This is a genomic window from Leclercia sp. W6 (genome assembly GCF_003336345.1).
Taxonomy (GTDB): Bacteria; Pseudomonadota; Gammaproteobacteria; order Enterobacterales; family Enterobacteriaceae; genus Enterobacter.
Genome location: NZ_CP031104.1, coordinates 1,379,244 through 1,404,975, shown reverse-complemented (window position 1 = coordinate 1,404,975; position 25,732 = coordinate 1,379,244). Strand labels below are relative to the sequence as shown.

General features: G+C 54.3%; 26 protein-coding genes. 18 read left to right on the top strand and 8 right to left on the bottom strand.

Annotation, left to right across the window (positions count from 1 at the left end; translation table 11 throughout):
- The first annotated feature begins 112 nt into the window (after positions 1-112).
- Both DVA43_RS06805 and DVA43_RS06800 read left to right on the top strand, forming a co-directional pair.
- The gene (locus tag DVA43_RS06805) at positions 113-1,657 is read left to right on the top strand and encodes an MFS transporter (protein WP_114315031.1); all 1,545 of its coding nucleotides are present in this window, start codon (positions 113-115) and stop codon (positions 1,655-1,657) included.
- A 228-nt stretch (positions 1,658-1,885) separates the two neighbouring features.
- A complete protein-coding gene (locus tag DVA43_RS06800; protein ID WP_114315030.1) occupies positions 1,886-3,346 on the top strand; it encodes a mannitol dehydrogenase family protein in 1,461 nt (486 codons plus the stop codon).
- 39 nt (positions 3,347-3,385) lie between these two features.
- Here the strand turns inward: DVA43_RS06800 and DVA43_RS06795 are convergent, their stop codons facing one another.
- Positions 3,386-4,072 (bottom strand): GntR family transcriptional regulator, encoded by a 687-nt coding sequence (locus DVA43_RS06795; protein WP_103824467.1) that lies wholly within the window; start codon positions 4,070-4,072, stop codon positions 3,386-3,388.
- Between the two features lie 91 nt (positions 4,073-4,163).
- Positions 4,164-4,910 carry a bifunctional NADP-dependent 3-hydroxy acid dehydrogenase/3-hydroxypropionate dehydrogenase YdfG gene (gene ydfG / locus DVA43_RS06790; RefSeq protein ID WP_114315029.1) on the bottom strand — a complete coding sequence of 249 codons (747 nt, stop codon included), beginning with the start codon at positions 4,908-4,910 and terminating at the stop codon, positions 4,164-4,166.
- 153 nt (positions 4,911-5,063) lie between these two features.
- Between ydfG and dcp the strand changes: the two genes are divergently transcribed.
- Together dcp and DVA43_RS25075 are read left to right on the top strand one after the other, a co-directional pair.
- Positions 5,064-7,109, top strand: coding sequence for a peptidyl-dipeptidase Dcp (dcp, locus tag DVA43_RS06785; RefSeq protein WP_114317091.1), 2,046 nt, complete (start codon positions 5,064-5,066; stop codon positions 7,107-7,109).
- A 308-nt stretch (positions 7,110-7,417) separates the two neighbouring features.
- Complete coding sequence (locus DVA43_RS25075; RefSeq protein ID WP_246842280.1) at positions 7,418-7,552, top strand: hypothetical protein; 135 nt, start codon at positions 7,418-7,420, stop codon at positions 7,550-7,552.
- Positions 7,553-7,669: 117 nt separating this feature from the next.
- Here the strand turns inward: DVA43_RS25075 and DVA43_RS06780 are convergent, their stop codons facing one another.
- Positions 7,670-8,803, bottom strand: a complete 1,134-nt coding sequence (locus tag DVA43_RS06780; RefSeq protein WP_114315028.1) for an acyltransferase — start codon at positions 8,801-8,803, stop codon at positions 7,670-7,672.
- 70 nt (positions 8,804-8,873) lie between these two features.
- Here DVA43_RS06780 and DVA43_RS06775 point away from each other — a divergent pair.
- The 12 genes from DVA43_RS06775 (at position 8,874) to DVA43_RS06720 (ending at position 19,979) form a co-directional block, all read left to right on the top strand.
- Positions 8,874-9,994 (top strand): IS3-like element ISSen4 family transposase gene (locus tag DVA43_RS06775; RefSeq protein WP_087451024.1). Its coding sequence is split into 2 segments (ribosomal slippage): positions 8,874-9,132 and positions 9,132-9,994, totalling 1,122 coding nucleotides; the frame shifts between segments, so codons are not numbered across the junction.
- Positions 9,995-10,326: 332 nt separating this feature from the next.
- Positions 10,327-10,650 (top strand): hypothetical protein, encoded by a 324-nt coding sequence (locus DVA43_RS06770; RefSeq protein WP_114315027.1) that lies wholly within the window; start codon positions 10,327-10,329, stop codon positions 10,648-10,650.
- Between the two features lie 311 nt (positions 10,651-10,961).
- A complete protein-coding gene (locus DVA43_RS06765) occupies positions 10,962-12,065 on the top strand; it encodes a cobalamin-independent methionine synthase II family protein (RefSeq protein WP_114315026.1) in 1,104 nt (367 codons plus the stop codon).
- A 203-nt stretch (positions 12,066-12,268) separates the two neighbouring features.
- Positions 12,269-13,540, top strand: a complete 1,272-nt coding sequence (urtA, locus tag DVA43_RS06760; protein ID WP_114315025.1) for an urea ABC transporter substrate-binding protein — start codon at positions 12,269-12,271, stop codon at positions 13,538-13,540.
- A gap of 23 nt (positions 13,541-13,563) precedes the next feature.
- On the top strand, positions 13,564-15,138 hold the full coding sequence (urtB, locus tag DVA43_RS06755) for an urea ABC transporter permease subunit UrtB (RefSeq protein WP_114315024.1): 1,575 nt from the start codon (positions 13,564-13,566) through the stop codon (positions 15,136-15,138).
- Complete coding sequence (urtC, locus tag DVA43_RS06750) at positions 15,138-16,211, top strand: urea ABC transporter permease subunit UrtC (RefSeq protein ID WP_114315023.1); 1,074 nt, start codon at positions 15,138-15,140, stop codon at positions 16,209-16,211. Before urtB ends, urtC begins: the two co-directional genes overlap by 1 nt.
- On the top strand, positions 16,211-17,008 hold the full coding sequence (gene urtD, locus DVA43_RS06745; protein WP_114315022.1) for an urea ABC transporter ATP-binding protein UrtD: 798 nt from the start codon (positions 16,211-16,213) through the stop codon (positions 17,006-17,008). The genes urtC and urtD overlap by 1 nt, the downstream gene beginning before the upstream one ends.
- A gap of 9 nt (positions 17,009-17,017) precedes the next feature.
- On the top strand, positions 17,018-17,716 hold the full coding sequence (urtE, locus tag DVA43_RS06740) for an urea ABC transporter ATP-binding subunit UrtE (protein WP_114315021.1): 699 nt from the start codon (positions 17,018-17,020) through the stop codon (positions 17,714-17,716).
- Between the two features lie 67 nt (positions 17,717-17,783).
- Positions 17,784-18,425: a metal-binding protein ZinT gene (zinT, locus tag DVA43_RS06735; protein WP_114315020.1), complete on the top strand. Its 642-nt coding sequence runs from the start codon at positions 17,784-17,786 to the stop codon at positions 18,423-18,425.
- Between the two features lie 142 nt (positions 18,426-18,567).
- Entirely contained in the window at positions 18,568-19,284 is a 717-nt protein-coding gene (locus tag DVA43_RS06730; protein ID WP_114315019.1) for a hypothetical protein, read from the top strand.
- A 3-nt stretch (positions 19,285-19,287) separates the two neighbouring features.
- Positions 19,288-19,482: a hypothetical protein gene (locus tag DVA43_RS25070; RefSeq protein ID WP_114315018.1), complete on the top strand. Its 195-nt coding sequence runs from the start codon at positions 19,288-19,290 to the stop codon at positions 19,480-19,482.
- A 17-nt stretch (positions 19,483-19,499) separates the two neighbouring features.
- On the top strand, positions 19,500-19,979 hold the full coding sequence (locus tag DVA43_RS06720; protein ID WP_114315017.1) for a type VI secretion system tube protein TssD: 480 nt from the start codon (positions 19,500-19,502) through the stop codon (positions 19,977-19,979).
- 68 nt (positions 19,980-20,047) lie between these two features.
- Here DVA43_RS06720 and ydeE read toward each other — a convergent pair whose 3' ends face one another.
- Entirely contained in the window at positions 20,048-21,241 is a 1,194-nt protein-coding gene (gene ydeE, locus DVA43_RS06715; RefSeq protein WP_114315016.1) for an efflux MFS transporter YdeE, read from the bottom strand.
- Positions 21,242-21,432: 191 nt separating this feature from the next.
- Between ydeE and eamA the strand changes: the two genes are divergently transcribed.
- Positions 21,433-22,332 (top strand): O-acetylserine/cysteine exporter, encoded by a 900-nt coding sequence (eamA, locus tag DVA43_RS06710; RefSeq protein ID WP_114315015.1) that lies wholly within the window; start codon positions 21,433-21,435, stop codon positions 22,330-22,332.
- Between the two features lie 32 nt (positions 22,333-22,364).
- On the opposite strand, the gene marB is transcribed toward eamA, so the two are convergent.
- The 3 genes from marB to marR are packed head-to-tail and all read right to left on the bottom strand — an operon-like array spanning position 22,365 to position 23,470.
- A complete protein-coding gene (marB, locus tag DVA43_RS06705) occupies positions 22,365-22,580 on the bottom strand; it encodes a multiple antibiotic resistance protein MarB (RefSeq protein WP_103179554.1) in 216 nt (71 codons plus the stop codon).
- Positions 22,581-22,633: 53 nt separating this feature from the next.
- Complete coding sequence (gene marA / locus DVA43_RS06700) at positions 22,634-23,017, bottom strand: MDR efflux pump AcrAB transcriptional activator MarA (RefSeq protein ID WP_139156372.1); 384 nt, start codon at positions 23,015-23,017, stop codon at positions 22,634-22,636.
- A gap of 18 nt (positions 23,018-23,035) precedes the next feature.
- Positions 23,036-23,470 (bottom strand): multiple antibiotic resistance transcriptional regulator MarR, encoded by a 435-nt coding sequence (marR, locus tag DVA43_RS06695; RefSeq protein ID WP_103824448.1) that lies wholly within the window; start codon positions 23,468-23,470, stop codon positions 23,036-23,038.
- Positions 23,471-23,727: 257 nt separating this feature from the next.
- Between marR and DVA43_RS06690 the strand changes: the two genes are divergently transcribed.
- Entirely contained in the window at positions 23,728-24,393 is a 666-nt protein-coding gene (locus DVA43_RS06690) for a MarC family NAAT transporter (protein ID WP_103824447.1), read from the top strand.
- A gap of 39 nt (positions 24,394-24,432) precedes the next feature.
- Here DVA43_RS06690 and DVA43_RS06685 read toward each other — a convergent pair whose 3' ends face one another.
- The gene (locus DVA43_RS06685; RefSeq protein WP_114315014.1) at positions 24,433-25,629 is read right to left on the bottom strand and encodes a sugar transporter; all 1,197 of its coding nucleotides are present in this window, start codon (positions 25,627-25,629) and stop codon (positions 24,433-24,435) included.
- Between the last annotated feature and the right edge of the window lie 103 nt (positions 25,630-25,732).

The window sequence follows — 25,732 nt, the reverse complement described above, 5'->3', positions numbered from 1 at the left end:
CTGTAAACGCAGGGGAGTCTTTTTTTATGCCTCTCAATAATCAACGCTAATAAAAAAACTTCACAGAAGCATCGGAAATTAACTGGATTTTTTTTTCAGGTAAGGAAACTGTATGTCTCGTGCAACGAAAAACGTCACCATTCCGGTGAGTATTGGATATGGCCTGACCGATATTATGGGTGGCGGCGCGTTTACCGTAATTGGCGCATGGCTGTTATTTTTCTACACCACCTTTGTTGGCTTATCGCCAATTGAAGCGGCCTCGATCGTCGCCATTGCCCGTATTGTTGATGCGGTGGTCAGTTTATTTATGGGCAGCTTAACGGACCACTTTTATAAAAACTATTTTGGCAAGAAATTTGGCCGTCGGCGTTTTTTCCTGCTGATTGGCGCGCCGTTGATGCTGGTCTATGCCTTACTGTGGCTCGATGGCATGAGTTACGCCTTTTATCTAGCGGTCTATCTCGCCTTTGAGATCATCGCCGCGATGGTCCTCATTCCCTGGGAAACCTTGCCTTCCGAAATGACCAAAGAGTTTAATGGCCGCACTAAACTCTCAACCTGCCGGATGTTTATGTCGGCGTCCGGCACCTTTCTGGCGACTTTTATTCCTGGACTGCTGATTGGCTATTTTGGCGAGCAGAACGCCAGCGCCTATCTGATTAATGGTGTGATTTTCGCCGTGCTGTTTATGATCTGCGTCTTTATCTCATGGAAAGTAACATGGGAGCGGGAGCTCACCCCGCAGATGCAGGCGGAACTGGAAAAGTCAGCTATGCCTGGCAGCCTGTCTGACAAACTGCGCGCCATTATCGATCTGTTTAAATCCTACGCCTCGACGCTGAAAATCCGCGCTTTCAGAAAACATCTGGCGATTTATCTCCTGTCGTTTACCGGCAAAGATGTCTATAACACCGTGTTCGTCTTCTTCTGCGTCTATTGCCTTAACGTCTCGTCATCGCTGGCGGGAAGTCTGCTGTCGATGAGTATCGTGGGCCTGCCGGTAACGCTTATTGCAGGGCTTGGGATCATCAAATATGGCCCGGCCCGGCTCTATGTCTTCGCCTATGCCCTGATGATGCTCTGTCTGGCTGGTTTCCTGGCGGTCTATCAGATCCCGTCGCTGAATACCGTTGCCACGCTCTTCATCCTCGCCGGACTCTATCAGGTGGGCCGCTGTGTGCTGGAGTTCACCCCGTGGAACGTGTTCCCGTTCATTCCTGATATTGACGAAATGGTCAGCCGCCAGCGCCGGGAAGGGTTGTTCGCCGCCGTCATGACTTTCTCCCGTAAAACCACTGTGGCCATCGCCACCTTTGTGGTCGGCTTGCTGCTGCAAAGCGGCGGTTTCGTGAAGGGGAGCCAGGTTCAGCCGCCGGAAGCGATTCATACGATCGCCATGCTGATGTTTATCGGTACCGCCGGGCTGCTGATGCTGGCCCTCTGGCAGGCGCTGACGTTCCGTCTGAATAAACAGACACACCAGATCTTCGTGGAAGAGGTCGAGCGCCTTCGCGCCAACGGTTCCAAAACGGCGGTTGATCCTTATGTTCGACGTATCGTGGAAGATCTGACGGGCCATGACTATGACAGCCTCTGGACGGAAGCGGCTCCAGCATCAATGATGCCAAAAGAGAGAGCCACAACCGTGGGTTGAGTGGTTCACAACCTTGCGGTTTATAGCGAATGTTGTCACACAACTTTGCATTGGTGTCACACCAGATGGTGAAAAGTTAACGTAAATCAATATCGACGTATCAACAATCAGTATGGTTAAAGGCAGAGAATTTTTTATGCCACCTACCATTCTAGTTGGGTTAGTAAGCCGGGTCAGGGAGTCAAGCCGGCCCGGATTCATCGCTTAATCACATTAACGAGTACTATCATGAATAATCCGTTATTACAGGCGCAAGCTACGATTCCTCACTACAACCGGGATAACCTGCAATCTCGCATCGTGCACCTGGGATTTGGTGCCTTCCACCGCGCGCATCAGGCGGTTTATAGCGATATCCTCGCCGCCGAACACGGCAGTGACTGGGGCTATTGCGAAGTCAATCTGATCGGCGGTGAGCAGCAGATAGCCGATCTGAAAGCCCAGGATAATCTCTACACCGTTGCTGAAATGTCCGCGGATGCATGGACAGCGCGGGTCGTTGGCGTGGTCAAAAAGGCGCTGCATGCGCAGGTGGATGGTCTTGAAGCGGTGCTGTCCGCCCTGTGTGAACCGCAGGTGGCGATCGTCTCATTAACCATCACCGAAAAAGGGTACTGCCACGCCCCGGCGACCGGGCAGCTGATGCTGGATCATCCAATGATCGCCGCCGATCTGCAGAATCCTCATCAGCCTGTTTCCGCTGTTGGTGTAGTGGTGGAAGCGCTGGCGCGACGTAAAAACGCCGGGTTGCCAGCCTTCACCGTGATGTCCTGCGACAATATGCCGGAGAACGGTCACGTCATGCGCAACGTTACCTGCGCCTATGCCCGCGCGGTCAACGCTGAGCTGGCGGAGTGGATTGAAGCCAACGTCACTTTCCCGTCAACCATGGTCGACCGTATTGTGCCTGCCGTGACTGCCGACACGCTGAACAAAATCGAAGAGATTACCGGCGTGCGCGATCCGGCGGGTGTGGCCTGTGAGCCGTTCCGCCAGTGGGTGATTGAAGACAACTTTGTTGCAGGTCGTCCGGCGTGGGAAAAAGCCGGGGCCGAGCTGGTGGCGGATGTTATTCCGTTTGAAGAGATGAAGCTGCGCATGCTGAACGGCAGTCACTCCTTCCTGGCGTATCTGGGCTATCTGGCGGGTTATCAACACATCAACGACTGTATGGAAGACGCGAACTACAAGCGCGCCGCCCATAGGCTGATGTTAAACGAGCAGGCGCCGACGCTGAAAGTGACTGGTGTGGATCTGGGGCGTTATGCCGATCTGCTGATCGACCGTTATAGCAACCCGGCGCTGCGCCACCGGACCTGGCAGATCGCGATGGATGGCAGTCAGAAGCTGCCGCAGCGTATGCTCGACTCCGTGCGCTGGCACCGGGTGCACCAGAAGCCATTCCCGCTACTGGCGCTGGGTATTGCGGGCTGGATGCGCTATGTCGGCGGTGTGGATGAGCGCGGCGAGGCCATCGAGGTATGCGATCCACTGCTGTCGGTGATCCAGTCGGCGGTAAACGGTAGCGCTGAAGGGGCATCCCGTGTGAAGGCGTTGATGGGTATCGAGGCGATCTTTGGTAAGGAACTGCCGCAGGATGCGACCTTTGTCGAGGCGGTAACCGCGGCGTATCAAATGTTGCTGGAGAAAGGGGCGAAAGCCGCGGTGGCACACTATATCGCGGGCTAACTCTGCCGAATGCCGCCGCCATGGCGGCATTAATTTTGGCTACTCTTCGCTAAACCAGTCACTATTTTCCTGACGAATTAACTGTACTGACTCGCCAATTTCCTGCAGATGCAGGGTCATCGCTTTTTCTACCGCATCGGCGTCACGCTTTTCCAGGGCATGGAAAATATCCAGATGCTGGCGCAGCAGCATCTCTGGCGGCGATACGTGATTAAGGCTCATGTAACGCACCCGGTCCATGGTCGCCTTGATGTTCTCAATGGTATCCCACGCCAGCTGACAGCCAGCAATTTGCGCCAGCTTCTGATGAAATTCATCGTCGAGCAGGAAGAAGTCATTCAGCTGTTTACGCTCAATGGCGATACGCTGCTGATGCAGATTCTGCTCCAGCTGATAGCACTGATGATCGTCGACCAGGCTTGCCGCGCGACGGACGACGGCGCACTCGATGGCCTGGCGAACAAAACAGCCGTTTTGTACCTGACTGAGGGAGATCTTATTGACGTAGCTGCCGCGCTGGGGGCGGATCTGAATCAGGCCATTTTCCGCCAGCTTGATAAAGGCTTCGCGAACCGGCTGCCGGGAGACATCAAAACGTACCGACACCTCTTTTTCTGATAAAGGGGTTCCCGGCGGGATCAGACAATGCACGATGTCGCTGCGCAAAATACGATAAATTTGCTGATTTACGGGTTGTGTCGGATTAAGTTGCGATTCAGCGGCCATTCGATGTGATTTCTCAGAGGGTTAACCCGGAAATACTACCATTCTTTTACCCGGTATCCCAGACCCGGCCCGCAGGCCGGGCGGGGAAAGATCATCCGCGATGGACGCTCAGGCCAGCAAAGCTCTGCGTCACCGGCATCATCTCAACGGTGTTGATGTTGACGTGCTTCGGCAGCGTGGCTACCCACCAGACGGCTTCGGTGACATCATCCGGGGTCAGCGCAGTGGTGTTCTCATAAGTTTTGTCCGCTTTCGCATCATCGCCCTTAAAGCGAACATTGGAGAACTCCGTACCGCCCACCAGACCCGGCTCGATATCCGTTACGCGGATAGCGGTGCCGTGCAGATCGGTGCGCAGGTTCAGGCTGAACTGGCGTACAAAGGCTTTGGTCGCGCCATAGACGTTACCGCCGGCATAGGGCCAGCTACCGGCGGTCGAGCCGATATTGATCACATGACCGCGGTTGCGCTCTACCATGCCGGGCAGTACGGCGCGGGTCATATAGACCAGGCCTTTGTTGTTGGTGTCGATCATCGTTTCCCAGTCTTCCACACTGGCTTTATGTGCGGGCTCAAGACCCAGCGCCAGCCCGGCGTTGTTGACCAGCACGTCGATGTCACGCCATTCCGCTGGCAGATTGGCAATCATCTCTTCAATGGATGCGCGGTTACGCACGTCCAGCTGGGCGGTCAGAATGCTGTCGCCGAGCTCCTCTTTCAGCTCCTGCAGACGCTCCTGACGGCGGCCTGTGGCAATCACTTTATGGCCGTTTGCGACGAAGCGACGCGTAATGCTTTCACCAAATCCAGCTGTCGCCCCGGTAACTAAAATAATCATGTCACTGTTCCTCAACGCTTTTTGTGTAGTACTACCATAGCATGTGATCTGACGCAGAGTAAGGCGACTTTTTAGCCCCTTCAGGTGACAGAGATTGCAGTGGCTGCCGGGCTGGCCTACTCTGGTGAAATTTACCGTATTCAGGAGTCTGATATGTCTGGCACCAACCCGTTTTTCACAAGCAGCACGCTGCCGTACCAGGCACCGCATTTTGATTTGATCCGCGACGAACATTATCGTCCGGCCTTTGACGAAGCCATCCGCCAGAAGCGCAAGGAGATCGCGGCGATAGCTGGCTCCGCGGATGCGCCTGATTTTGCCAATACCGTCCTGGCGCTGGAGAAAAGCGGCGAGCTGCTGAGCCGGGTGAGCAACGTCTTCTTCGCCATGACCTCGGCGCACACCAATGACTACCTGCAGCAGCTGGAAGAGGCGATCTCCACCGAACTGGCGGCGCTCTCTAACGATATCTGGCTTAATGACGCGCTCTTCGCCCGGGTGGACGCCATCTACAATGACCGCCAGACGATGGCGCCAGATGCCGAGTCCCTGCGGCTGATTGAGGAGCTGCATCAGCGCTTTATTCTGGCTGGGGCCCGGCTGGGGGAGGCGGAAAAGCAGGCGCTGAAAGCGCTCAATACCGAATCCGCCGCGCTAACCAGCCAGTTTAACCAGCGTCTGCTGGCGGCAGACAAGGCGGGTGGGCTGGTGGTGGATTATCAGCATCAACTGGATGGCCTGAGCCCGGCTGAACAGGCCGCGGCTGCCGAGGCCGCAGCGGAGAAGGGACTCAGCGATCGCTGGCTCATTCCGCTGCTGAACACCACGCAACAGCCGGCTCTGCAACAGCTACGCGATCGTCAGACCAGGAAAAACCTCTTCAACGCGGGCTGGCTGCGCACGCAAAAAAACGATGCTAACGATACCCGCGAGGTGGTCGCACGTCTGGTGGCGCTCCGGGCGCGTCAGGCTGAACAGCTGGGCTATGACAGCTACGCCAGCTGGAAAATTGCCGATCAGATGGCCAAAACCCCCGACGCTGCGCTGCAGTTTATGCGGGGTATCGTTCCTGCTGCGCGCGGTCGCGCCCTGCAGGAGCAGGCTGACATTCAGAAAGTGATCGATGAAGAGCAGGGCCATTTTCAGGTTCAGGCCTGGGACTGGGCCTTTTACGCTGAACGCGTGCGTCTGGCGAAGTACGCCCTGGACGAGTCGCAGGTTAAACCCTATTTCGCCCTTAACAGGGTGCTGACCGACGGCGTCTTCTGGGCGGCGACTCAGCTTTTCGGCATTACGTTTGCCGAGCGCAAGGATATCCCTGTCTACCACCCTGATGTGCGAGTCTGGGAGATTTTCGATCACCACGGAGAAGGGATGGCGCTCTTTTACGGTGACTTCTTCGCCCGCGACTCGAAAGGCGGCGGGGCGTGGATGGGTAACTTTATCGAGCAATCCCATGAAGCCGGGACGCGGCCGGTGATCTACAACGTCTGCAATTATCAAAAACCGGCTGAAGGTCAGCCAGCGTTAATCTCGTGGGATGATGTGATCACCCTGTTCCACGAATTTGGCCATACTCTGCACGGCCTGTTTGCCAGCCAGCGTTACGCCACGCTCTCTGGCACCAACACGCCGCGGGATTTCGTGGAGTTCCCGTCACAAATCAATGAACACTGGGCCAGCCATCCCGAGGTCTTTGCCCATTATGCCCGCCATTACGAAACCGGGGAGCCGATGCCCGACGCGCTGCGCGAGAAAATGCTCAGTGCCACCCAGTTTAATAAAGGCTATGACATGACCGAGCTGCTCAGCGCCGCACTGCTGGACATGAACTGGCACGGAATAACCGCCAGCGAAGCCCCAGCAAACGTGGAGGCGTTCGAAGCCGCGGCGCTGGAACGCGAACAGCTGGATCTCCCTGCCGTACCACCGCGCTATCGCAGCAGCTACTTCGCCCATATCTTCGGGGGCGGCTATGCCGCAGGCTATTACGCCTATCTCTGGACCCAAATGCTGGCCGACGACGGCTATCAGTGGTTCGTGGAAGAGGGCGGGCTGACTCGCGAAAACGGGGATAAATTCCGTGAGGCGATTTTGTCTCGTGGGAATAGCACTGATTTAGCTGAACTTTATCGCGCGTGGCGTGGGCACGATCCGCAGATCGAGCCGATGCTTGTGAATCGCGGGTTGAGCGCGTAAAGGTTTATCAGGCTGAAAACAGAACCGGGCGCAATGCCCGGCTTTTTCACCTGAAAGATGCATTTGCCAGCTCAGTTGAACCTTCTGTTTATCCTCTCGCCTCGCTCGATATAACCATAAGCATGCCTTATATTTTAAAGGTGGCGATTTGCCGCATATGCCAACAGGAGTTCAAAATGAAATCTAATGAGCAAGGTTCAAACAGAGATCAATCTAAGCAGTCTCAAAAGAACCCGAAAGATGACCAGTCCAAACAGAAACCGGGTAAGTCTAAGTAGACTCTCATAACCAAGTTTGACGGAGGCTTTATGACCGATCGTCCAGATTACGTTGATCCTCTTCCTGATGATGAATCGCTTCCTGATGATGATATACCTGACACACCAGATGTGAACGACCCGCCGGTCGTGGATGACCCTGATGTAACCAAGAGACCGCTATGAAATTCATTAACCGCCTTCGGGCGGTTTTTTGAGGCTTAGGTTAAGTGATTAAGCCAGGCGGATGGCAAATTTAGTTATCAGTCATATCACAAAACAGAACTCAGGCGGTAGAACCGCCTATTTTTTGAGAAATTTATACTCAATGTATTTAAATGTATAGGCTGTGAGGAGTGTTGTGATTCCTACGAGCGAGGCTATTACGCACCAAAATAAGAGAGGCGAAGCCTTATTTAAATCAGTTAAACTAGACAAGCTCTTGATGACAAGCGCATTGACAATTAAATGAAGCAGGTATGAGCTATAGCTCGCCTCACCTAAATAGACTAATGGTCTGAGTGTTAATATGCCAGGCTTTAGCCATATAATAAATATAAATAGTATGCTTATGATTGTAAATCGCTCAAATCCATATCCGCTCAAATCGCAATTTAGCAAATAGATCAAGCAAATTATGACGGCAAAAGAAGAAATAACATCAATTGCAACCGTCTTTTTACGGAGTGTGAGTTTGGCGGTGTTATTTACAATAGCGGCTGCTGCTCCTGATATAAAATAAACCCAAACAACTTGCCCAGTATAGAGATCGTTCAATGCATAAAGAAATGCTAAAACAAATGAAAAATAAAATAGACGCTTATATCTTATAAGGGTACATATTACGGGTAAAATGCAGTAAAATCGCCATTCGTAAGGAAGTGTCCAGATTACAGCATTTAATGAATATGTCCTGAAGCCATTTACCCATATGTCACTGCCAAGAAATCCAAAGCCATAAATATTTATCAGCTGTCTCAGTGTCGTCAGGGGGGATTGTTGACCCTGCGACCATAATAGCGTGAGAATCGCTACTATGGTTGTTGCCATTATATACATAGGTACGAGTCGTTTTACCCGAGCTTGAAAAAAGCCACCCCAGTCAATGTTATTATTGGTCTTGATGATCTTATCAAAAAAAAGAAATCCAGTAATGCTGAAAAATATCTGTACGCCTGTGTCTCCAGCATGGGCGAATATCCAGAAATTGGAGGTGTCTATTTCATCAGGTGTAAAACCATTATTTGCAAAAGAAAAAACCGCATGATTCATTACGACAAATAATGCTGCTAATCCTCTTATGCCATCAAGATGGAAATAGCGCCTGCCAGAGAAATCTATATGATCATAAAAATTGACTCGGCACAATAATGAATTGATGTATATCGCCAAGATAATACAGACTAAAAACATCAAGTTATATAACACATAATCCATGACCTGCTCCCCGTTGATTAGTACACCCCGATGTTAGTAATGTCTTCATAAGCCACATGAGGACATCCCCATGAAGAAGCGTTTTTCCGACGAACAGATCATCAGTATTCTCCGCGAAGCCGAAGCTGGGGTACCCGCCCGTGAACTCTGCCGCAAGCATGCCATTTCCGATGCCACGTTTTACACCTGGCGTAAGAAGTATGGCGGTATGGAGGTGCCTGAAGTTAAGCGCCTGAAGTCGCTTGAGGAAGAGAACGCCAGACTCAAGAAGCTGCTTGCCGAAGCCATGCTGGATAAAGAGGCGCTTCAGGTGGCTCTTGGGCGAAAGTACTGACGACAGACCAGAAGCGGGAAGCCGTGATGTTGATGTGTGATGCGACCGGTCTGTCGCAACGTCGTGCCTGCAGGCTTACAGGTTTATCCCTGTCGACCTGCCGCTATGAGGCTCACCGTCCGGCTGCTGATGCGCATTTATCAGGGCGCATCACTGAGCTGGCACTGGAGCGCAGGCGTTTTGGCTACCGTCGTATTTGGCAGTTGCTGCGCCGTGAAGGGCTTCATGTTAATCATAAGCGCGTGTACCGGCTTTATCACCTCAGTGGCCTGGGCGTAAAACGCAGAAGACGTCGTAAAGGGCTGGCAACAGAACGTCTGCCGCTGCTCCGTCCGGCGGCGCCCAATCTGACCTGGTCGATGGATTTCGTCATGGACGCACTTTCCACCGGTCGCAGGATCAAGTGTCTTACCTGCGTCGATGATTTCACAAAGGAATGCCTGACGGTCACTGTTGCCTTTGGGATTTCAGGCGTTCAGGTCACGCGTATTCTGGACAGCATTGCACTGTTTCGAGGCTATCCGGCGACGATAAGAACTGACCAGGGGCCGGAGTTCACTTGCCGTGCACTGGATCAATGGGCCTTTGAGCATGGTGTTGAGTTGCGCTTAATCCAGCCGGGCAAGCCAACGCAGAACGGATTTATTGAGAGCTTTAACGGACGATTTCGCGATGAATGTTTGAATGAGCACTGGTTCAGCGATATCGTTCATGCTAGGAAAATTATTAATGACTGGCGGCAGGATTATAACGAATGCCGCCCGCACTCCACGCTGAATTATCAGACACCGTCTGAATTTGCAGCGGGCTGGAGAAAGGGTCATTCTGAGAATGAAGATTCCGACGTTACTAACTGAGTGTTGTATCTAATCGTGGGGGCAGGTCATCCATGTTAAATTGCCATATTGAATTTTTGAAAAAAGTATATGCTAAATCTTTTACATTTTCGAGAACTATTTATAAATAACGTGAGGTGGAAATGAAAAAATCAGTCCAGCAAGTCGGCCATTTCTTACTACATAACATATTTGTAAGGCTGGCTGTGTGTAATGTAAGGAGCCAGCCATAAAAAATTCGAATGTTGCCGTGTTTGCTGAAGCTATCTTCGCAAAACACTTCACCCGAGCCGCTTTTACCCGTATGTTGCTGTGCTCATATTGAACTAAAGATGAACTCGTCAGGCAAAGTAATGGATTTTTCCCCTTTTATGCACGCGTTAGCGGCACTTCTTGTCCAGTGTCTGTGCGGTCTGAAATGGAATCGGTGGGGTACGGGCGGGGCGCTGGGTTCGCTGTGGTTTATCGCCCGGGAACAGACCCAGGCTGAATACCGCTGGATTGCCCTGTTTGGTCACGGCAAGCGCGCCAATATGCCGTGGTGGGGCGGGTTTGACTGGAAGGTCTGGAACGTCGCCAGCCTGCTCGACTGGCTGGTGCCGGTGGTTGCTTGCACCCTTATCTGGCTTTTATCCCGCTCCATGCGTCAGAAAAGGGCAAATATCCCGCAGCTATAGCGCATGTTTAGTCTTTATTTATCTTCCCCATGCTAGCTTATTGAGGATCCGCAGCCTGGTATGGAATGCCGGGTCCGTAGATAGCAAAATACAAATCTATCCATGCAAGCATTTACCGCCAGTCTCTGGCGGTTTTTTTTGCCTTTCAGCCGCAACATGAATTTTTTTCAACACCAGTGAATTTTTCTCGTTTGCCGTAAGCCCGGCACTATGACATTTTTTTTAGACATTTAGCCATCCAGAAGGCTGAATATTCAAAAGATGAATTATCACTGTCGGCAATTACCTGGCGGCAGTTAAAGGAGAAAAGCATGCAGCGACAACACGCCCCGTACCGTGCCGATGTGGTAGGCAGTTTCTTACGTCCCGACGCCATCAAGCAGGCACGGATCCAGTTCGCCAGCGGTGAGATTAACGCGCAGCAGCTGCGTGCAGTAGAAGACGAGGCGATTCGCCACGTGGTTGAACAGCAGTGCGCCTGCGGTCTGCAGGTGGTGACCGACGGGGAGTTTCGCCGCGCCTGGTGGCACTTTGATTTCTTCGACGGCCTGCAGGGGGTGGAGCGCTACGAATCTGAGCAGGGGATCCAGTTTAACGGCGTGCAGACCAAAGCCCACGGCGTGCGCGTCACCGGCAAGCTGGGATTCGGCAGCCATCCGATGCTGGATGATTTCCGCTATTTGCAGAGCGTCAGCGGCAACGCCCAGCCGAAAATGACCATCCCGAGCCCGAGCGTGCTGCATTTCCGCGGCGGACGTAAAGATATTGATGCCACCGTCTATCCGGATCTGGAGGTTTATTTCGATGATCTGGCGCAAACCTGGCACGACGCTATTCATGCCTTCTATGCAGCCGGCTGTCGCAACCTTCAGCTCGATGACACCGTCTGGGCCTACCTCTGCTCCGACGATCAGCGCCGCCAGATCCGCGAGCGCGGCGATGACCCGGACCAACTGGCGCGTACCTATGCCCGCGTGCTGAACAAGGCGCTGGAAGGTAAGCCGGACGATCTGATCATCGGGCTGCACGTCTGCCGCGGTAACTTCCGGTCAACCTGGATCTCCGAAGGGGGCTACGAGCCGGTGGCCGAGATTCTGTTTGGCACCGTCAACGTCGATGCCTTCTTCCTCGAATATGACAACGATCGCAGCGGCGACTTTGCCCCGTTACGCTTTGTCCGTCCGGGCAAGCAGCAGGTGGTACTGGGGCTGATCACCACCAAAAGCGGCGAGCTGGAGAACCCGGAAGGGGTGAAAGCGCGTCTGGAAGAGGCGGCGAAGTATGTTGCGAAAGAGCAGATCTGCCTCAGCCCGCAGTGCGGCTTTGCCTCCACCGAAGAGGGGAACGCCCTGACCGAAGCGCAACAGTGGGACAAGGTGCGTCTGGTCACGCAAATCGCCAGCGAAGTCTGGTAAACGCTTCTCACAGCGTTGCATTAATAAAGTGCAACGCTGTGCCATCCTGATCCGCGTCTGCTTCAAAAATCCTCTCCAGCACACTGATACTGCTCTCTTTTCGATCTGGCATCCTTTTTGCTCTGTCTCCTCCTGAATGCTTTTTCTGCGTCCACGCCGTAACGGACGATTTCGCACAGCGTTTCTTTTCAGGAGTGAAAATTATGCATCGTCGTACCTTGTTAAAAGCCTTTGCTTTATCGGCCTCTGTGGTGGCCATGGGGATGAGTTTCAGCGTGCAGGCCGCCGACACCATTAAAATTGGCATCATGCACTCCCTCTCCGGAACGATGGCGATTTCCGAAACGCCGCTTAAGGACGTGGCGCTGATGACCATCGATGAGATCAACGCCAAAGGCGGCGTGCTGGGCAAAAAACTGGAGCCGGTGGTGGTGGATCCCGCCTCGAACTGGCCGCTGTTTGCCGAGAAAGCCCGTCAGCTGTTAAGCCAGGATAAGGTGGCTGCGGTCTTCGGCTGCTGGACCTCGGTCTCACGCAAATCGGTTCTGCCAGTGTTTGAGGAGCTGAACGGTCTGCTGTTCTACCCGGTGCAGTACGAGGGGGAAGAGATGTCGCCGAACGTTTTCTACACCGGCGCGGCACCTAACCAGCAGGCTATCCCGGCGGTGGAATACCTGATGAGCGAAGACGGCGGGGCGGCGAAGCGCTTCTTCCTGCTGGGCACCGACTACGTTTATCCGCGCACCACCAACAAAATTCTGCGCGCCTACCTGCACTCCAAAGGCGTTCAGGATAAAGATATCGAAGAGGTCTACACCCCGTTCGGCCACAGCGATTACCAGACCATCGTCGCCAGCATCAAGAAATTCTCAGCCGCAGGTAAAACCGCGGTGGTCTCCACCATCAATGGCGACTCCAACGTGCCGTTCTACAAAGAGCTGGCGAACCAGGGCGTAAAAGCCACCGAAGTACCGGTCGTCGCCTTCTCGGTAGGGGAAGAGGAGCTGCGTGGCATCGATACCAAACCGCTGGTGGGCAACCTGGCGGCATGGAACTACTTCGAGTCGGTAGATAACCCGGCTAACCAGGCCTTTGTCGCGGCCTATAAAAACTGGGCCAAAACACAGAAGCTGCCTAACGCCGGAACGGTTGTGACCAACGATCCGATGGAAGCTACCTACGTGGGGATCCATATGTGGGCCCAGGCGGTAGAGAAAGCGGGCACCACCGACGTGGATAAGGTGCGCGCTGCTATGGCGGGTCAGTCCTTTAAAGCGCCGTCGGGCTTCACCGTGACCATGGATGCCACTAACCACCACCTGCATAAGCCGGTAATGATTGGTGAAATCGAGGGTAACGGCCAGTTCAACGTGGTGTGGCAGACCGAAGCACCGGTTCGCGCCCAGCCGTGGAGTCCGTTCATCGCCGGGAATGACAAAAAACCCGACACCCCGATTAAAACTGCCAGTAACTGAATCCGGATCAGAGAGGTAAAGCCATGAACGTCATGCGCACAATCTTCGCTCTCGTATGGCTTGCCGGACTGCTGCCAGGGATGGCGCAGGCAACGGACGCCGATAACTTTGTTGCCGCCAGCCGCAGCCAGCAGGCCGTTCTGCTGGAGCAGTGGGCCGCCGCGCCGGATCCGTCCAGGCTGCCGCTGCTGCGGGCTCTCAAGCAAGAGAACGTCGTTGTCGACGACAACAAACACGCTTTTGCCCGCCAGGCGAGCGGGTTAATCGCCCTCGGTGATGCGGCTCAGGCGCAGGGCTCACCGAAAGCGGTGCGCCTGACCAACCGCCTGAGGGTGCTGGCCGCCACCGCGCTCGCTACCCATCAGCTGACAGGTGACAGTGTCACCGAAAGGCTGGCGGCGGCGCGTCAGCTTCAGCGCGATCCCCAGCCACAAATGCTGCCGTTTTTACAACGCCAGCTGGCGAGTGAAAAGGACGATGGGGTGCGGGAAGTGTTGAGCCTCGCCGTCGCCAGTCTGCAACTGACCAGCCCGCAACCCGCGGTGCGCAAGCAGGCGGTGACGCTGCTGGGAGAATCGAGCGATCCGGAAGTGCAGGCCCGCCTGCTGCCCTATACCCGCGCCCAGACGGAGCCGGATGGTGAAGTACGCGAGGCCGCGGCGGAAAGCCTGCGCCAGATCCAGCATCGTCAGACGATAAGCGACCTGCTGGGGCAGACGTTTATGGGGCTGTCGCTGGGCTCCATTCTGCTGCTGGCCGCGCTCGGGCTGGCGATCACCTATGGATTGCTGGGGGTGATCAATATGGCGCACGGGGAGATGCTGATGCTCGGGGCTTACGCCACCTGGCTGGTGCAGCAGGCGATGGCGCAGTTTACCCCGCAATGGCTCACTTTTTATCCGCTGGTGGCGCTGCCGGTGGCGTTCATGCTGACGGCGACGGTAGGTATGGCCCTTGAGCGCACGGTGATCCGTCATCTGTATGGCCGTCCGCTGGAAACCCTGCTCGCCACCTGGGGTATCAGTCTGATGCTCATCCAGCTGGTGCGCATGCTCTTCGGGGCGCAGAACCTTGAAGTGGCGAATCCGGCATGGCTCTCCGGCGGCGTCCAGGTCTATGCCAGCCTGATCCTGCCGTGGAACCGGCTGGTGGTGCTGGGCTTTGTGCTGCTGGTGCTGTTTTTCACCTGGCTCATCCTCAACAAAACCCGGCTGGGGCTGAACGTGCGGGCGGTAACGCAAAACCGCAGCATGGCCGCCTGCTGCGGGGTACCGACCGGGCGCGTCGATATGCTGGCTTTTGGGCTGGGATCGGGGATTGCCGGGCTCGGCGGCGTGGCGCTGTCGCAGCTGGGTAACGTCGGACCGGAGCTGGGCCAGGGCTACATCATCGACTCCTTCCTCGTGGTGGTGCTCGGCGGTGTGGGTCAACTGGCTGGCAGCGTGGCGGCCGCCTTTGGTCTGGGGATTTTCAATAAGATCCTCGAGCCGCAGATGGGGGCCGTACTGGGCAAAATTGTGATTCTGGTGGCGATTATTCTGTTTATTCAGAAGCGCCCTCAGGGGTTGTTTGCACTGAAAGGGAGGGTAATCGACTGATGAGCCAGCCACTGACCTTAACCCTGGCGCGGAAAGCGCCGCGCAGCGTACCGATACTCGGCGCCCTGATCCTCGCCGCACTGCTGGTGCTGCCGTTTCTGGCGCTGCTGCCCGCCAGCCATCCGCTGGCCGTTTCGACCTGGATGCTGACCCTGGTAGGCAAAATTCTCTGTTACGCCGTTGTCGCCGTGGCCCTTGATCTGGTGTGGGGCTACGCCGGGATGCTCTCGCTTGGCCACGGTCTCTTTTTTGCCCTCGGCGGCTACGCCATGGGAATGTACCTGATGCGTCAGGCAGCAGGCGACGGATTACCGGCGTTTATGTCATTCCTCTCCTGGAGCGAATTGCCCTGGTACTGGTGGGGCACCCAGCATTTCGCCTGGGCGCTGGTGCTGATCGTCATGGTGCCCGGCCTGCTGGCGTTGCTGTTCGGCTGGTTTGCCTTCCGCTCAAAAATCAAAGGGGTCTATTTTTCGATTATGACCCAGGCGCTGACCTTCGCCGGAATGCTGCTGTTCTTTCGCAATGAAACCGGCTTTGGCGGCAACAACGGCTTTACCGGCTTCACCACGCTGCTGGGCTTTTCCGTGACCGCCACCACCACGCGTATCGGATTGTTTATTGCCACCGTGCTGCTGCTGGCCGCCTCGCTGGCGGTGGGCTATGCGCTGGCGAAAAGCAAGTTTGGCCGCATCCTGACGGCGGTGCGGGATGCGGAAAACCGGCTCACCTTCTGCGGCTACGATCCGCGCGGTTTTAAACTGCTGGTCTGGACCCTGTCCGCGGTGCTGTGCGGACTGGCCGGAGCGCTCTACGTCCCGCAGGTGGGCATTATCAACCCCGGCGAGATGTCGCCTACCAACTCCATCGAAGCGGCGATCTGGGTGGCCCTCGGCGGACGCGGCACGCTGATCGGCCCGGTGATTGGCGCGGCGTTGGTCAACGGCGCAAAAAGCGTTTTCACCGTGGTGATGCCGGAGTACTGGCAGCTGTTTCTGGGGCTGATCTTTATTGCCGTCACGCTGTTTTTACCGCGCGGGGTCACGGGCCTGTTACGCAAAGGAGATAAATAATGCAGCCAGCCGAAGCGTTATTTACCCGCCAGCTTCCCGGGGATCGTTACCGCGATCAAACTGACCCGGTGTTGCAGCTGGAGGGGATCAACGTCAGCTTTGACGGGTTTAAAGCACTTACCGATCTGTCGCTCAATATCGGCGTGGGGGAGTTGCGCTGCGTGATTGGCCCCAACGGCGCCGGGAAAACCACCCTGATGGATGTTATCACCGGTAAAACGCGGCCCCAGAGCGGACGGGCAATTTACGATCAGACGACCGATCTCACTACCCTCGACCCGATAGCCATTGCCCGCCAGGGCATCGGGCGCAAATTCCAGAAGCCGACGGTGTTTGAAGCCCTGACGGTATGGGAAAACCTTGAGCTGGCGATGAAGGGGGATAAGTCAGTGTGGGCCAGCCTGCGCGCCCGGCTGAGCAGCGAGCAGGGGGATCGGATCAACGAAATGCTGAGCCTGCTGCGCCTCGGCGGGGAGCGGCATCGCCGGGCGGGGCTGCTGTCTCACGGCCAGAAACAGTTTCTGGAGATCGGCATGCTGCTGGTGCAGGAGCCGCATCTGCTGCTGCTCGATGAGCCAGCCGCCGGGATGACCGACGCCGAAACCGAGTATACCGCCGAGCTGTTCCGCACCCTGGCGGGTAAACACTCCCTGATGGTGGTGGAGCATGACATGGGTTTTGTTGAAACCATTGCCGATCACGTGACGGTGCTCCATCAGGGGCGGGTGCTGGCGGAGGGGTCGCTGCGTGAGGTGCAGGCCAACGAGCAGGTGATTGAAGTCTATCTTGGACGCTAAGGAGCGCGGATGTTACAGGTTAGCGAACTGAATCAGTATTACGGCGGGAGCCACATCCTGCGCGGGGTCAGCTTTGAGGCGCTGCCCGGCGAAGTCACCTGCCTGCTGGGGCGCAACGGCGTAGGTAAAACCACGCTGCTGAAGTGTCTGATGGGGCTGATCCCGGCGCGCAACGGGGAGATCCTCTGGCAGGGCAAAAATCTTACCCAGGCTAAACCGCACCAGCGGGTACAGGCGGGCGTCGCCTATGTGCCGCAGGGGCGGGACATTTTTCCCCGGCTGACGGTGGAGGAGAACCTGCTGCTCGGCTTATCGCGCTTTCCGGCGCGCGAGGCGAAGCAGGTGCCCGACGAGATCTGGCGGCTGTTTCCAGTATTACAGGAGATGAAGCAGCGTCGGGGCGGGGATCTTTCAGGCGGACAGCAGCAACAGCTGGCGATTGGCCGGGCGCTGGCCAGCCGTCCGCAGCTGCTGATTCTGGATGAGCCGACAGAGGGGATTCAGCCGTCGGTCATCAAGGAGATCGGCCAGGTGATCCGCCAGCTCGCCAGCCGGGGAGATATGGCGATCCTGCTGGTGGAACAGTTCTATGATTTTGCCGCCGAGCTGGCTGACAGTTATCTGCTCATGTCCCGGGGAAGCATTATCCAGCGCGGGCGCGGGGAGAATATGGAGCAGGAGGGTGTCCGCGGCCTTGTCGCAATTTAACAGGGTTGTTTTGCGCAATGTTATACTATAACATCCTCACTCACTTAAACGGAGTGAGGATATTATCTTGGCAGGACATATTGGTAAGTTTGCAATAACTCTGGGGGCGCTGCTGGTCAGCGGCCAGCTATATGCCCATTCCCACGGACATCAGATGACCGAGGCGGAACAAAAAGCGGCAAACGGCGTGTTTGACGATAAAGATGTAAAGGATCGCCCGCTGTCCAACTGGGACGGCGTCTGGCAGTCGGTCTATCCGTTTCTGCTGAGCGGCGATCTCGACCCGGTATTCAAAAAGAAGGCGGAGAAAGACAAGAGTAAAACTTTTGATCAGGTAAAAGCCTACTACCGCACCGGTTACGCCACCGACGTAGAGAGCATCGGCATCGAAAATAATGTGATGGAATTTCATCGCGGGAAAAACGTCGCCAGCTGCGAATATGTCTCTAACGGCTATAAGATCCTGACTTACGCGTCCGGTAAAAAAGGGGTGCGCTACCTGTTTGAATGTAAGGACGCCAGCAGCCAGGCGCCGAAATTTGTCCAGTTCAGCGACCATATTATCGGCCCGCGCCAGTCCAGCCATTTCCATATCTTTATGGGCAATACTTCCCACGAGGCGTTATTAAAAGAGATGGACAACTGGCCAACCTACTATCCAAACGAAATGTATAAAGAGCAGGTCGTTGAGGAGATGTTGCACCATTAATTTCGGTGCGATATGTGTGCCGGGTGGCGGCTGCGCCTTACCCGGCCTACTAATATTTCGGAATTCATTAATACTTTCTTCAAGTTATGTGTGCTTATATCTCATCCTGTAATGCTAATAAAAAATTACTGATGGGAGGAGTATGTATTTCAATGATGCAATCATTACTTCTGTGCAAGCTGATAAAATCCTTGCTCTTAAGTTGGATAAGGCGGTAGCAGGCGTCAAGGATAACGTCACCTCCACTCTTAAGCAAATGGAAGGTGGTGTAACCCGTGCATCGTATTATATATCTTGCTTTTTAGAGAATTATCAGGATGTATGTGCGAAACTTAAGCATGAGGATGCAAGGTTTATCTCTGGTCTTATCCAGTTATATAAAGATCGAGATGTTATTTTTGAAATGATTCGACTGTATATAGAAATTCATTTTAAAAATAAAACAGAAGGGCGTATTCAACATATCCTTCGCAAACTTGTTAAAGCTGGTGTTTATCTATCAACAACAGGCACGACGAACCGGCTGCTCACTATTTCTGTGGCAACTGCGATCTGCCAAAGCTACAGTTTTCATGCCATAGTACACGGGCGACTAAGTCAAGCCAGATCGCTGATTCTAAAAGGAAGCGTAACAGCTACAGCAGTTTCGCTCAGCGTTTATGGTTTAGTTCATGAAGCAGCGCTTTGTGCTGATAATCTTAAGACATTTAATGCGTTTTATTATCAGGCGCTCTATGCGCGTAAACTTGAGATGATGTATTTCATTATCGAGCCATTAATTACCCGTAGCCCCTATCTAAACCCCATGATTATATCAGATGATGAGCTTGTTGATTTAATTGTCAGGCTAATGAGGTAAATTATGCGGTTCTTAAAAAAATGGTTGAAAGAAGAGTTTGTCCTGTTTCTATGGGGATGGGGATGTTGTTTATCAATTGTTGTATTTGCTATGTTCGCTGTCTCTCACTTTCCTGATGTTGCCATCGAGTTAACAGGATTATTTATTTTATTTCTTATTGGTTTTCACGTTTTTCTCTGGTTTAAATTTAAAAAGTGATAGAGAGGATATAAAATATGTCTAACCCCGCACATTTATGGCTTACGGATGACAACGGTTCACCCATAGTTGGTCCTTGTCTTATGCCTGCCCGACTTGGTTCTATTGAACTGCGGTCTGTTAGTCATCATGTTTGGTTACCCTCGGATCCAAATACGGGTAAACTAAGTGGGACCAAACTTCATACTCCTGTAAAAGTCCAGAAAGAGTTTGATAGAACGACGCCATTGCTGTTTCGGGCACTTTGCGAAGGCCGTACTTTAAAAACAGCAACGCTGAAGATGTATCAAACCAACGACGCTGGTATTGAGGTAGAGTATTTCAATATTGTCATGGAAAACGTCAAAATTTGTGCCATTACGCCGAATTTGCATCCCAGTGGTATGACAAGCACGCACCTTGAAGATATTGAGTTACGGTATGAAAAGATTCTGTGGAAGTACATTGATGGAAATATTCTCTACGAAGATAGCTGGAACCATCGTGTATTCGCGTAAAATGTGAACATTAAGCTCCAGTGTTATTCAGACTGGCCCGGCAAGCGCCGCGTCGCCGGGCGCTGCTCTCAAGCTACACGAGGTAATTCATCCCACGCCTTCATCCGCATCCCGCGCAAAATCATCATCCATGCCAGCACAATGGCGACCATCATTATCACAAACAGCGACCAGTGCGGAAGATGGGTTAGTATCAGCCCGGTAATCATCGGGTTAAACGCCGCACCCAGCCAGCCAAGGGCCTGGGCGGAGAAGTAGCTGGCCTTCATGCCCGGTGGGGCGATGTTGTCGATCAGCATATATTCACCTGGCGCATAAATAATTTCGCCGATGGTAAACACCGCCGCGGCAATACCCCAGTAGACCAGATTCTCGCCGGAGAGCATAAACCCCGCCAGTCCAAGGACGAAAAATAGGGTGCCCAGGGTCATCAGCGGGCGAATATTACGTGCCGACAGTTTGCGACCAATGATGTATTGCAGGGAGACCACCAGCGCGGCATTCACCGGCAGCACCACGGCCACCACCTTTTGGGCAAAATCGCTGTCGTAATCGGCCGCCAGTACATACTGAGAGATACAGCTGGCGAATGAGCCGCCCACATAGGAGGCCAGCAGCCCGGAGAGGGTATACCAGAACAGTGCCCGGTCACGAAGCAGCACTGACGGCTGCCACGGCACCGGGGCGTTTTCACCGTCGGCCGCCACGCTTTTTTGCACATAGCGCTGAACTAAAACCAGCGGCAGCGCAGCGCAGAAGGCGGCAACCCAGAACGGCAGTTGCAGGCTGTACATCACCAGCAGGGTGCTCAGCGGCGGTCCAATGGTCCAGCCAATGTTCAGAAAACTGTAGTTAAGCGAGAAAACGCGCGCCTTTTCCGCCGGGTTCAGCACATCGGAAAACCAGGCTTTCAGCACCGTGGAAAAGACCGAATAGGCGCAGTTGATGAGCGAGAATGCCAGCACCACCATGACTGCATTATCCACCAACGGGATCGCCAGAAAGCCCAGCGCCACTGCGGTAATGGCGATCAGCATATAGCGGTTTTTATCGAACTTGTCGGCCAGAATGCCAAACCCTAAGCTGAAGACCACGCCAATCGTCAGGGCCACCGTCAGGGCATAACCAATATTCTCCACGCTCATGTTGAAGACGCGGGTTAAATAGATGGTCATAAACGGCAGCGTGGCGCCGCGGCCAATGGTGAGTAATAGCGATGAGGCCAGCAGCGCTGCGGTTGAACCCCTGAGAGACTGTTTCATTTTCCTGCCCGACAAATGCATGTAAATTTTTGTAATATCTATCAGGATTATCACGCCATAAGCGTCTTGTATAGCACCCAATTTATCCCTAAGTGCTTTGCCTGCCTGTCAGAATTAATGATCTGTTCCTCGCCCGTTTTTTTCGTTACTTTGATAAGTGTTTACAAAAATTTAATAAACAGGGGCTGGGTATGACGCGCAAAGATGGGCTGCTGGCATTGCTGGTGGTGGTGGTATGGGGGCTGAATTTTGTGGTGATCAAAGTCGGGTTGCATAATATGCCTCCGCTGATGCTGGCCGGTTTACGTTTTCTGCTGGTAGCCTTCCCGGCGCTGTTTTTTGTTGCCCGCCCAAAAATCCCGTTTCGACTGTTGCTGGGTTATGGCCTGACCATCAGCTTCGGGCAATTTGCCTTTTTGTTTTGCGCCATTAACTTCGGCATGCCTGCCGGACTCGCCTCGCTGGTGTTACAGGCTCAGGCGTTTTTCACCATTATCCTGGGGGCGCTGGTGTTTGGCGAGCGGCTGCAGGGCAAACAGTTGGCGGGGATCGCTCTGGCCGTCGTCGGCGTGCTGGTGCTGGCAGAGGCCAGCCTGAACGGGCAGCACGTCGCGCTACTCGGCTTTGTACTGACTCTGGCGGCTGCATTCAGTTGGGCCTGCGGCAATATTTTTAACAAAAAGATCATGCAGCTTGAGACGCGTCCGGCGGTAATGTCGCTGGTGGTGTGGAGCGCCTTGATCCCGATCGTGCCCTTTATGGTGGCGTCATACCTGCTTGATGGCCCGACGGTCATGCGCAACAGCCTGGTCAGCATCGACCTGACCACGATTTTATCGCTGATCTACCTGGCGTTTGTCGCCACCATTGTTGGCTACGGCATCTGGGGCTCACTGCTCGGACGCTACGAAACCTGGCGGGTGGCGCCGCTGTCGCTGTTAGTACCGGTGGTGGGGATCGCCAGCGCGGCGCTGCTGTTGGATGAAAAGCTCGGGGCATTGCAGCTTGCGGGAGCGGTTCTGGTGATGGCAGGGCTCTATATTAATGTCTTTGGTTTTTGCGTGCGCCGGACGGCGCGGGTGAGAAGCTAAAAAAAAGCCCCGCGCGGGCGGGGCAAAACGAATTAATTGTGCTGATTGTAGTACGGCACCCCTAATTCGTCGGATTTGTCGCTGCCTGCGCCCATATGGTTAAAATCGTGAGGCGACTGACCGTTAGCGGTCGGCAGAATCATCGTGTCGCGGCTGTGTGGCTGCGGCACGGATGGCGTTTGCTCCGCAAAACTCTGGCCTGAGACCAGCACCAAAGCGGTAAAGGCGGCGGAAGCGAATAGTTTCATGATTTCCTCGATACGTCTTAGAGCCTAACTCATCAGGCTCTTAATACAGGCGATTAGCAGTTACAATGATTGATCGGAAGCAGATACCGGGATTCCCCATGCATATTGGTAATACGGTATTTATGCGGCGGCACATCGAAGTAGTTCTTGAACGTGCGGGTCAGGGTCTGTTGTGATTCAAACCCGTAACGCTCAGCCAGATACAGGATCGGCTCGTTACTTTCCTTCAGCTTCTGTGCGATTTCCGTTAATTTGCGGCTGCGGATGTACTGGCCTAATGAGTGGCCGGTCTCTTTTTTAAACATCCGTTGCAGGTGCCATTTTGAGTAACCTGAGCGCTCAGACACTTTTTCAAGCGAGAGCGGTGACTCCAGGTTATCTTCGATCCAGTCCAAAATGCTATGAATAGTGATGGCGTCAGTATTGCGTCTGGACATCGTCATACCTCTTTCTGTTTACGGCAGGATTTTCTTAAGCAAACGCTCAAGAGTTGCCACTTCGTCCGCCGTTAAGTTTTTTGTTAGTTCCTGGTGCAGCTCTTGTCCTACTAATTGATGACATTTTTCACACATTTCCGCGCCGTTGCTGGTCAGTTGCAACAGCACGCCGCGTTTGTCATTCGGATTCGGGCGGCGTTCAATCCACCCTTTGCAGACCAGCCGATCGATCATTCGGGTCAGCGCGCCGAGGTCCACAGATAAGATTTTCTTCAGCTCAACCGGGGTAATACACCCTTCGCAGCGCACAGAACAGAGCACTTTAAACTGCGTAGCGGTGATATCCAGCGGCGACAGATAGTCATTGAGCAGGCGATCTTTCTTCTGGTTAACCATATAGATAAGACGACCCAGCGGAATGATTTCGTTGAAGAGGTCACTGGTGCTTTTCACAATGGTTGCCCTGGCAAGTAGTTTAATCACGGCAGATATTATTGCTCAGGCAACTATAAGTCAACTGAATGCATTTGCTTATGACACGATTTGCTAAAGCGATTCAGATCAAGTTTTTGCCCGTTTTGACGTTCTATCCATCACCAGAATAAATTGATTCCGTAACGAAAATATTACTTACGATGTGTGCGTGGCTGAAACAGGCGGTTTAACCTTATACTTGCCCGGTTAAATTTTGATAAGGACAACTCAGTAAAATGGTTGATTTAATTAAAGCAATTGGGCTTGGGCTGGTGGTATTGCTGCCGCTGGCTAACCCATTAACTACCGTTGCGCTGTTCCTGGGTCTGGCGGGCGATATGAACCGTGAGCAACGTAACCACCAGTCGCTCATGGCATCCGTATACGTCTTCGCGATCATGATGGTGGCGTACTACGCCGGGCAGCTGGTCATGAACACCTTCGGGATCTCTATTCCCGGCCTGCGTATCGCGGGTGGGCTGATCGTTGCTTTTATCGGCTTCAGAATGCTGTTCCCGGCGCAAAAAGCGACGGATACCACCGACGCGCAGGACGCGCTTGAGGAGAGGCCGGGTAAAGAGGTGCCGAATATCGCTTTTGTGCCTTTGGCGATGCCAAGCACCGCAGGGCCGGGGACCATTGCGATGATCATCAGCTCCGCCTCAACGGTGCGCAGCGGGTCAACTTTTCCGGAATGGGTGGTGATGCTTGCGCCGCCGCTGATCTTCGCTCTTATCGGCGTGATCCTGTGGGGCTGTCTGCGCAGCTCCGGCGCCATTATGCGCTGGGTAGGCAAAGATGGTATCGAAGCGATCTCCCGCCTGATGGGCTTCCTGCTGGTCTGCATGGGTGTGCAGTTTATCATTAACGGCGTGCTGGAAATTATCCAGACCTACCCCTAATCATTGAACCGGGTGGCATTCCGCCACCCGATCGCCTCGCTAGCCGTGATGAGGCTGCTCTTCCAGTGCGACGGGCCATTTGCGGAAAATCAGTACCGACCAGATTAACGCCGCCAGCGCCGGTATCGCCCCCAGATAGCCGATTGATGCCATCGACAGATGCAGGCTTATCTGATTCCCCACCAGCGCACCTGCGCCAATCCCCAGATTGAAAATGCCGGAAAAGAGCGCCATCGCCACGTCGGTGGCATCGGGCGCCAGCGCCAGCACTTTCACCTGCATCCCGAGGCCGATAATCATGATCGCCACGCCCCAGACCAGGCTCAGCAGCGCCAGATGCATTTCACTCCCGGAGGCGGGAAGCAGAAGCAGCAGACACGCCAGCAACAGGCCAATAGCGCTGCTGACAAGCGTAGAGGCGTGACGATTGCCGAGCTTACCGAACAGCAGGCTGCCGATAATGCCGGCGCCGCCCAACAGCAACAGCAGTACCGTGGCAAAGCGGGCGCTGAATCCGGCAACCGACTGCACAAACGGCTCGATATAGCTGTAGGCGGTGTAGTGCGCAGTCACCACGACGACCGTCAGCAGATAGAGACTCATCAGCGCAGGGCGACGCACCAGCAGCGGCAGGCTTTTCAGGGAGCCGGAGTGCTCGCTCGGCAGTTTCGGCAACAGTTTGATCAGACACAGCAGGGTGAACAGCGCCCCGAGGCCGATAATGAAAAAGGTGGTACGCCAGCCAAAATATTGCCCGACAATGCGGCCCAGCGGCAACCCGAGCACCATTGCCAGCGCGGTGCCGGTCGCCAGCAGGCTCAGCGCCTGAGCGCGCTTCCCGGCAGGGGCCAGACGGATAGCCAGCGAGGCGGTAATCGACCAGAAAATGGCGTGGGCAAACGCAATCCCGATCCGGCTTATCACCAGTATCGTAAAGTTCCACGCCAGAAACGACAGCACATGGCTGGCGATAAACAGCACGAACAGGCCGATCAGCAACGCGCGGCGCTCTACCTGGCTGGTGAGCAGCATAAAGGGAAGCGACATCAGCGCCACCACCCAGGCGTAGATGGTGAGCATGATCCCCACCTGCGCCGTCTCCATGCCGAAGCTGCTGGCGATGTCCGAAAGCAACCCGACAGGGACGAACTCCGTGGTGTTAAAGATAAATGCGGCGACGGCGAGGGTCACCACCCGTAGCCATGCGACCCGGCGGGAAACTGTGTTGGTTGTCATAGGAATGTCAGGGATTGGTTACGTATATGAGGTGTTTTGATCTTAAAACCATCACTGATGGAAATACAATCATTTTGTGATGCAGATCTCACTGTGGTGGCAA

Coding starts and splice junctions, on each gene's coding strand:
- DVA43_RS06720 (WP_114315017.1), top strand. CDS start 19,500: ATGTCTAACCCCGCACATTTATGGCTTACGGATGACAACGGTTCACCC.
- ydeE (WP_114315016.1), bottom strand. CDS start 21,241: ATGAAACAGTCTCTCAGGGGTTCAACCGCAGCGCTGCTGGCCTCATCG.
- DVA43_RS06795 (WP_103824467.1), bottom strand. CDS start 4,072: ATGGCCGCTGAATCGCAACTTAATCCGACACAACCCGTAAATCAGCAA.
- urtB (WP_114315024.1), top strand. CDS start 13,564: ATGAACGTCATGCGCACAATCTTCGCTCTCGTATGGCTTGCCGGACTG.
- DVA43_RS06800 (WP_114315030.1), top strand. CDS start 1,886: ATGAATAATCCGTTATTACAGGCGCAAGCTACGATTCCTCACTACAAC.
- DVA43_RS06805 (WP_114315031.1), top strand. CDS start 113: ATGTCTCGTGCAACGAAAAACGTCACCATTCCGGTGAGTATTGGATAT.
- urtD (WP_114315022.1), top strand. CDS start 16,211: ATGCAGCCAGCCGAAGCGTTATTTACCCGCCAGCTTCCCGGGGATCGT.
- marB (WP_103179554.1), bottom strand. CDS start 22,580: ATGAAACTATTCGCTTCCGCCGCCTTTACCGCTTTGGTGCTGGTCTCA.
- DVA43_RS06770 (WP_114315027.1), top strand. CDS start 10,327: ATGGATTTTTCCCCTTTTATGCACGCGTTAGCGGCACTTCTTGTCCAG.
- DVA43_RS25070 (WP_114315018.1), top strand. CDS start 19,288: ATGCGGTTCTTAAAAAAATGGTTGAAAGAAGAGTTTGTCCTGTTTCTA.
- urtA (WP_114315025.1), top strand. CDS start 12,269: ATGCATCGTCGTACCTTGTTAAAAGCCTTTGCTTTATCGGCCTCTGTG.
- DVA43_RS06765 (WP_114315026.1), top strand. CDS start 10,962: ATGCAGCGACAACACGCCCCGTACCGTGCCGATGTGGTAGGCAGTTTC.
- eamA (WP_114315015.1), top strand. CDS start 21,433: ATGACGCGCAAAGATGGGCTGCTGGCATTGCTGGTGGTGGTGGTATGG.
- DVA43_RS25075 (WP_246842280.1), top strand. CDS start 7,418: ATGACCGATCGTCCAGATTACGTTGATCCTCTTCCTGATGATGAATCG.
- DVA43_RS06730 (WP_114315019.1), top strand. CDS start 18,568: ATGTATTTCAATGATGCAATCATTACTTCTGTGCAAGCTGATAAAATC.
- DVA43_RS06690 (WP_103824447.1), top strand. CDS start 23,728: ATGGTTGATTTAATTAAAGCAATTGGGCTTGGGCTGGTGGTATTGCTG.
- marA (WP_139156372.1), bottom strand. CDS start 23,017: ATGTCCAGACGCAATACTGACGCCATCACTATTCATAGCATTTTGGAC.
- urtE (WP_114315021.1), top strand. CDS start 17,018: ATGTTACAGGTTAGCGAACTGAATCAGTATTACGGCGGGAGCCACATC.
- ydfG (WP_114315029.1), bottom strand. CDS start 4,910: ATGATTATTTTAGTTACCGGGGCGACAGCTGGATTTGGTGAAAGCATT.
- DVA43_RS06685 (WP_114315014.1), bottom strand. CDS start 25,629: ATGACAACCAACACAGTTTCCCGCCGGGTCGCATGGCTACGGGTGGTG.
- DVA43_RS06780 (WP_114315028.1), bottom strand. CDS start 8,803: ATGGATTATGTGTTATATAACTTGATGTTTTTAGTCTGTATTATCTTG.
- urtC (WP_114315023.1), top strand. CDS start 15,138: ATGAGCCAGCCACTGACCTTAACCCTGGCGCGGAAAGCGCCGCGCAGC.
- dcp (WP_114317091.1), top strand. CDS start 5,064: ATGTCTGGCACCAACCCGTTTTTCACAAGCAGCACGCTGCCGTACCAG.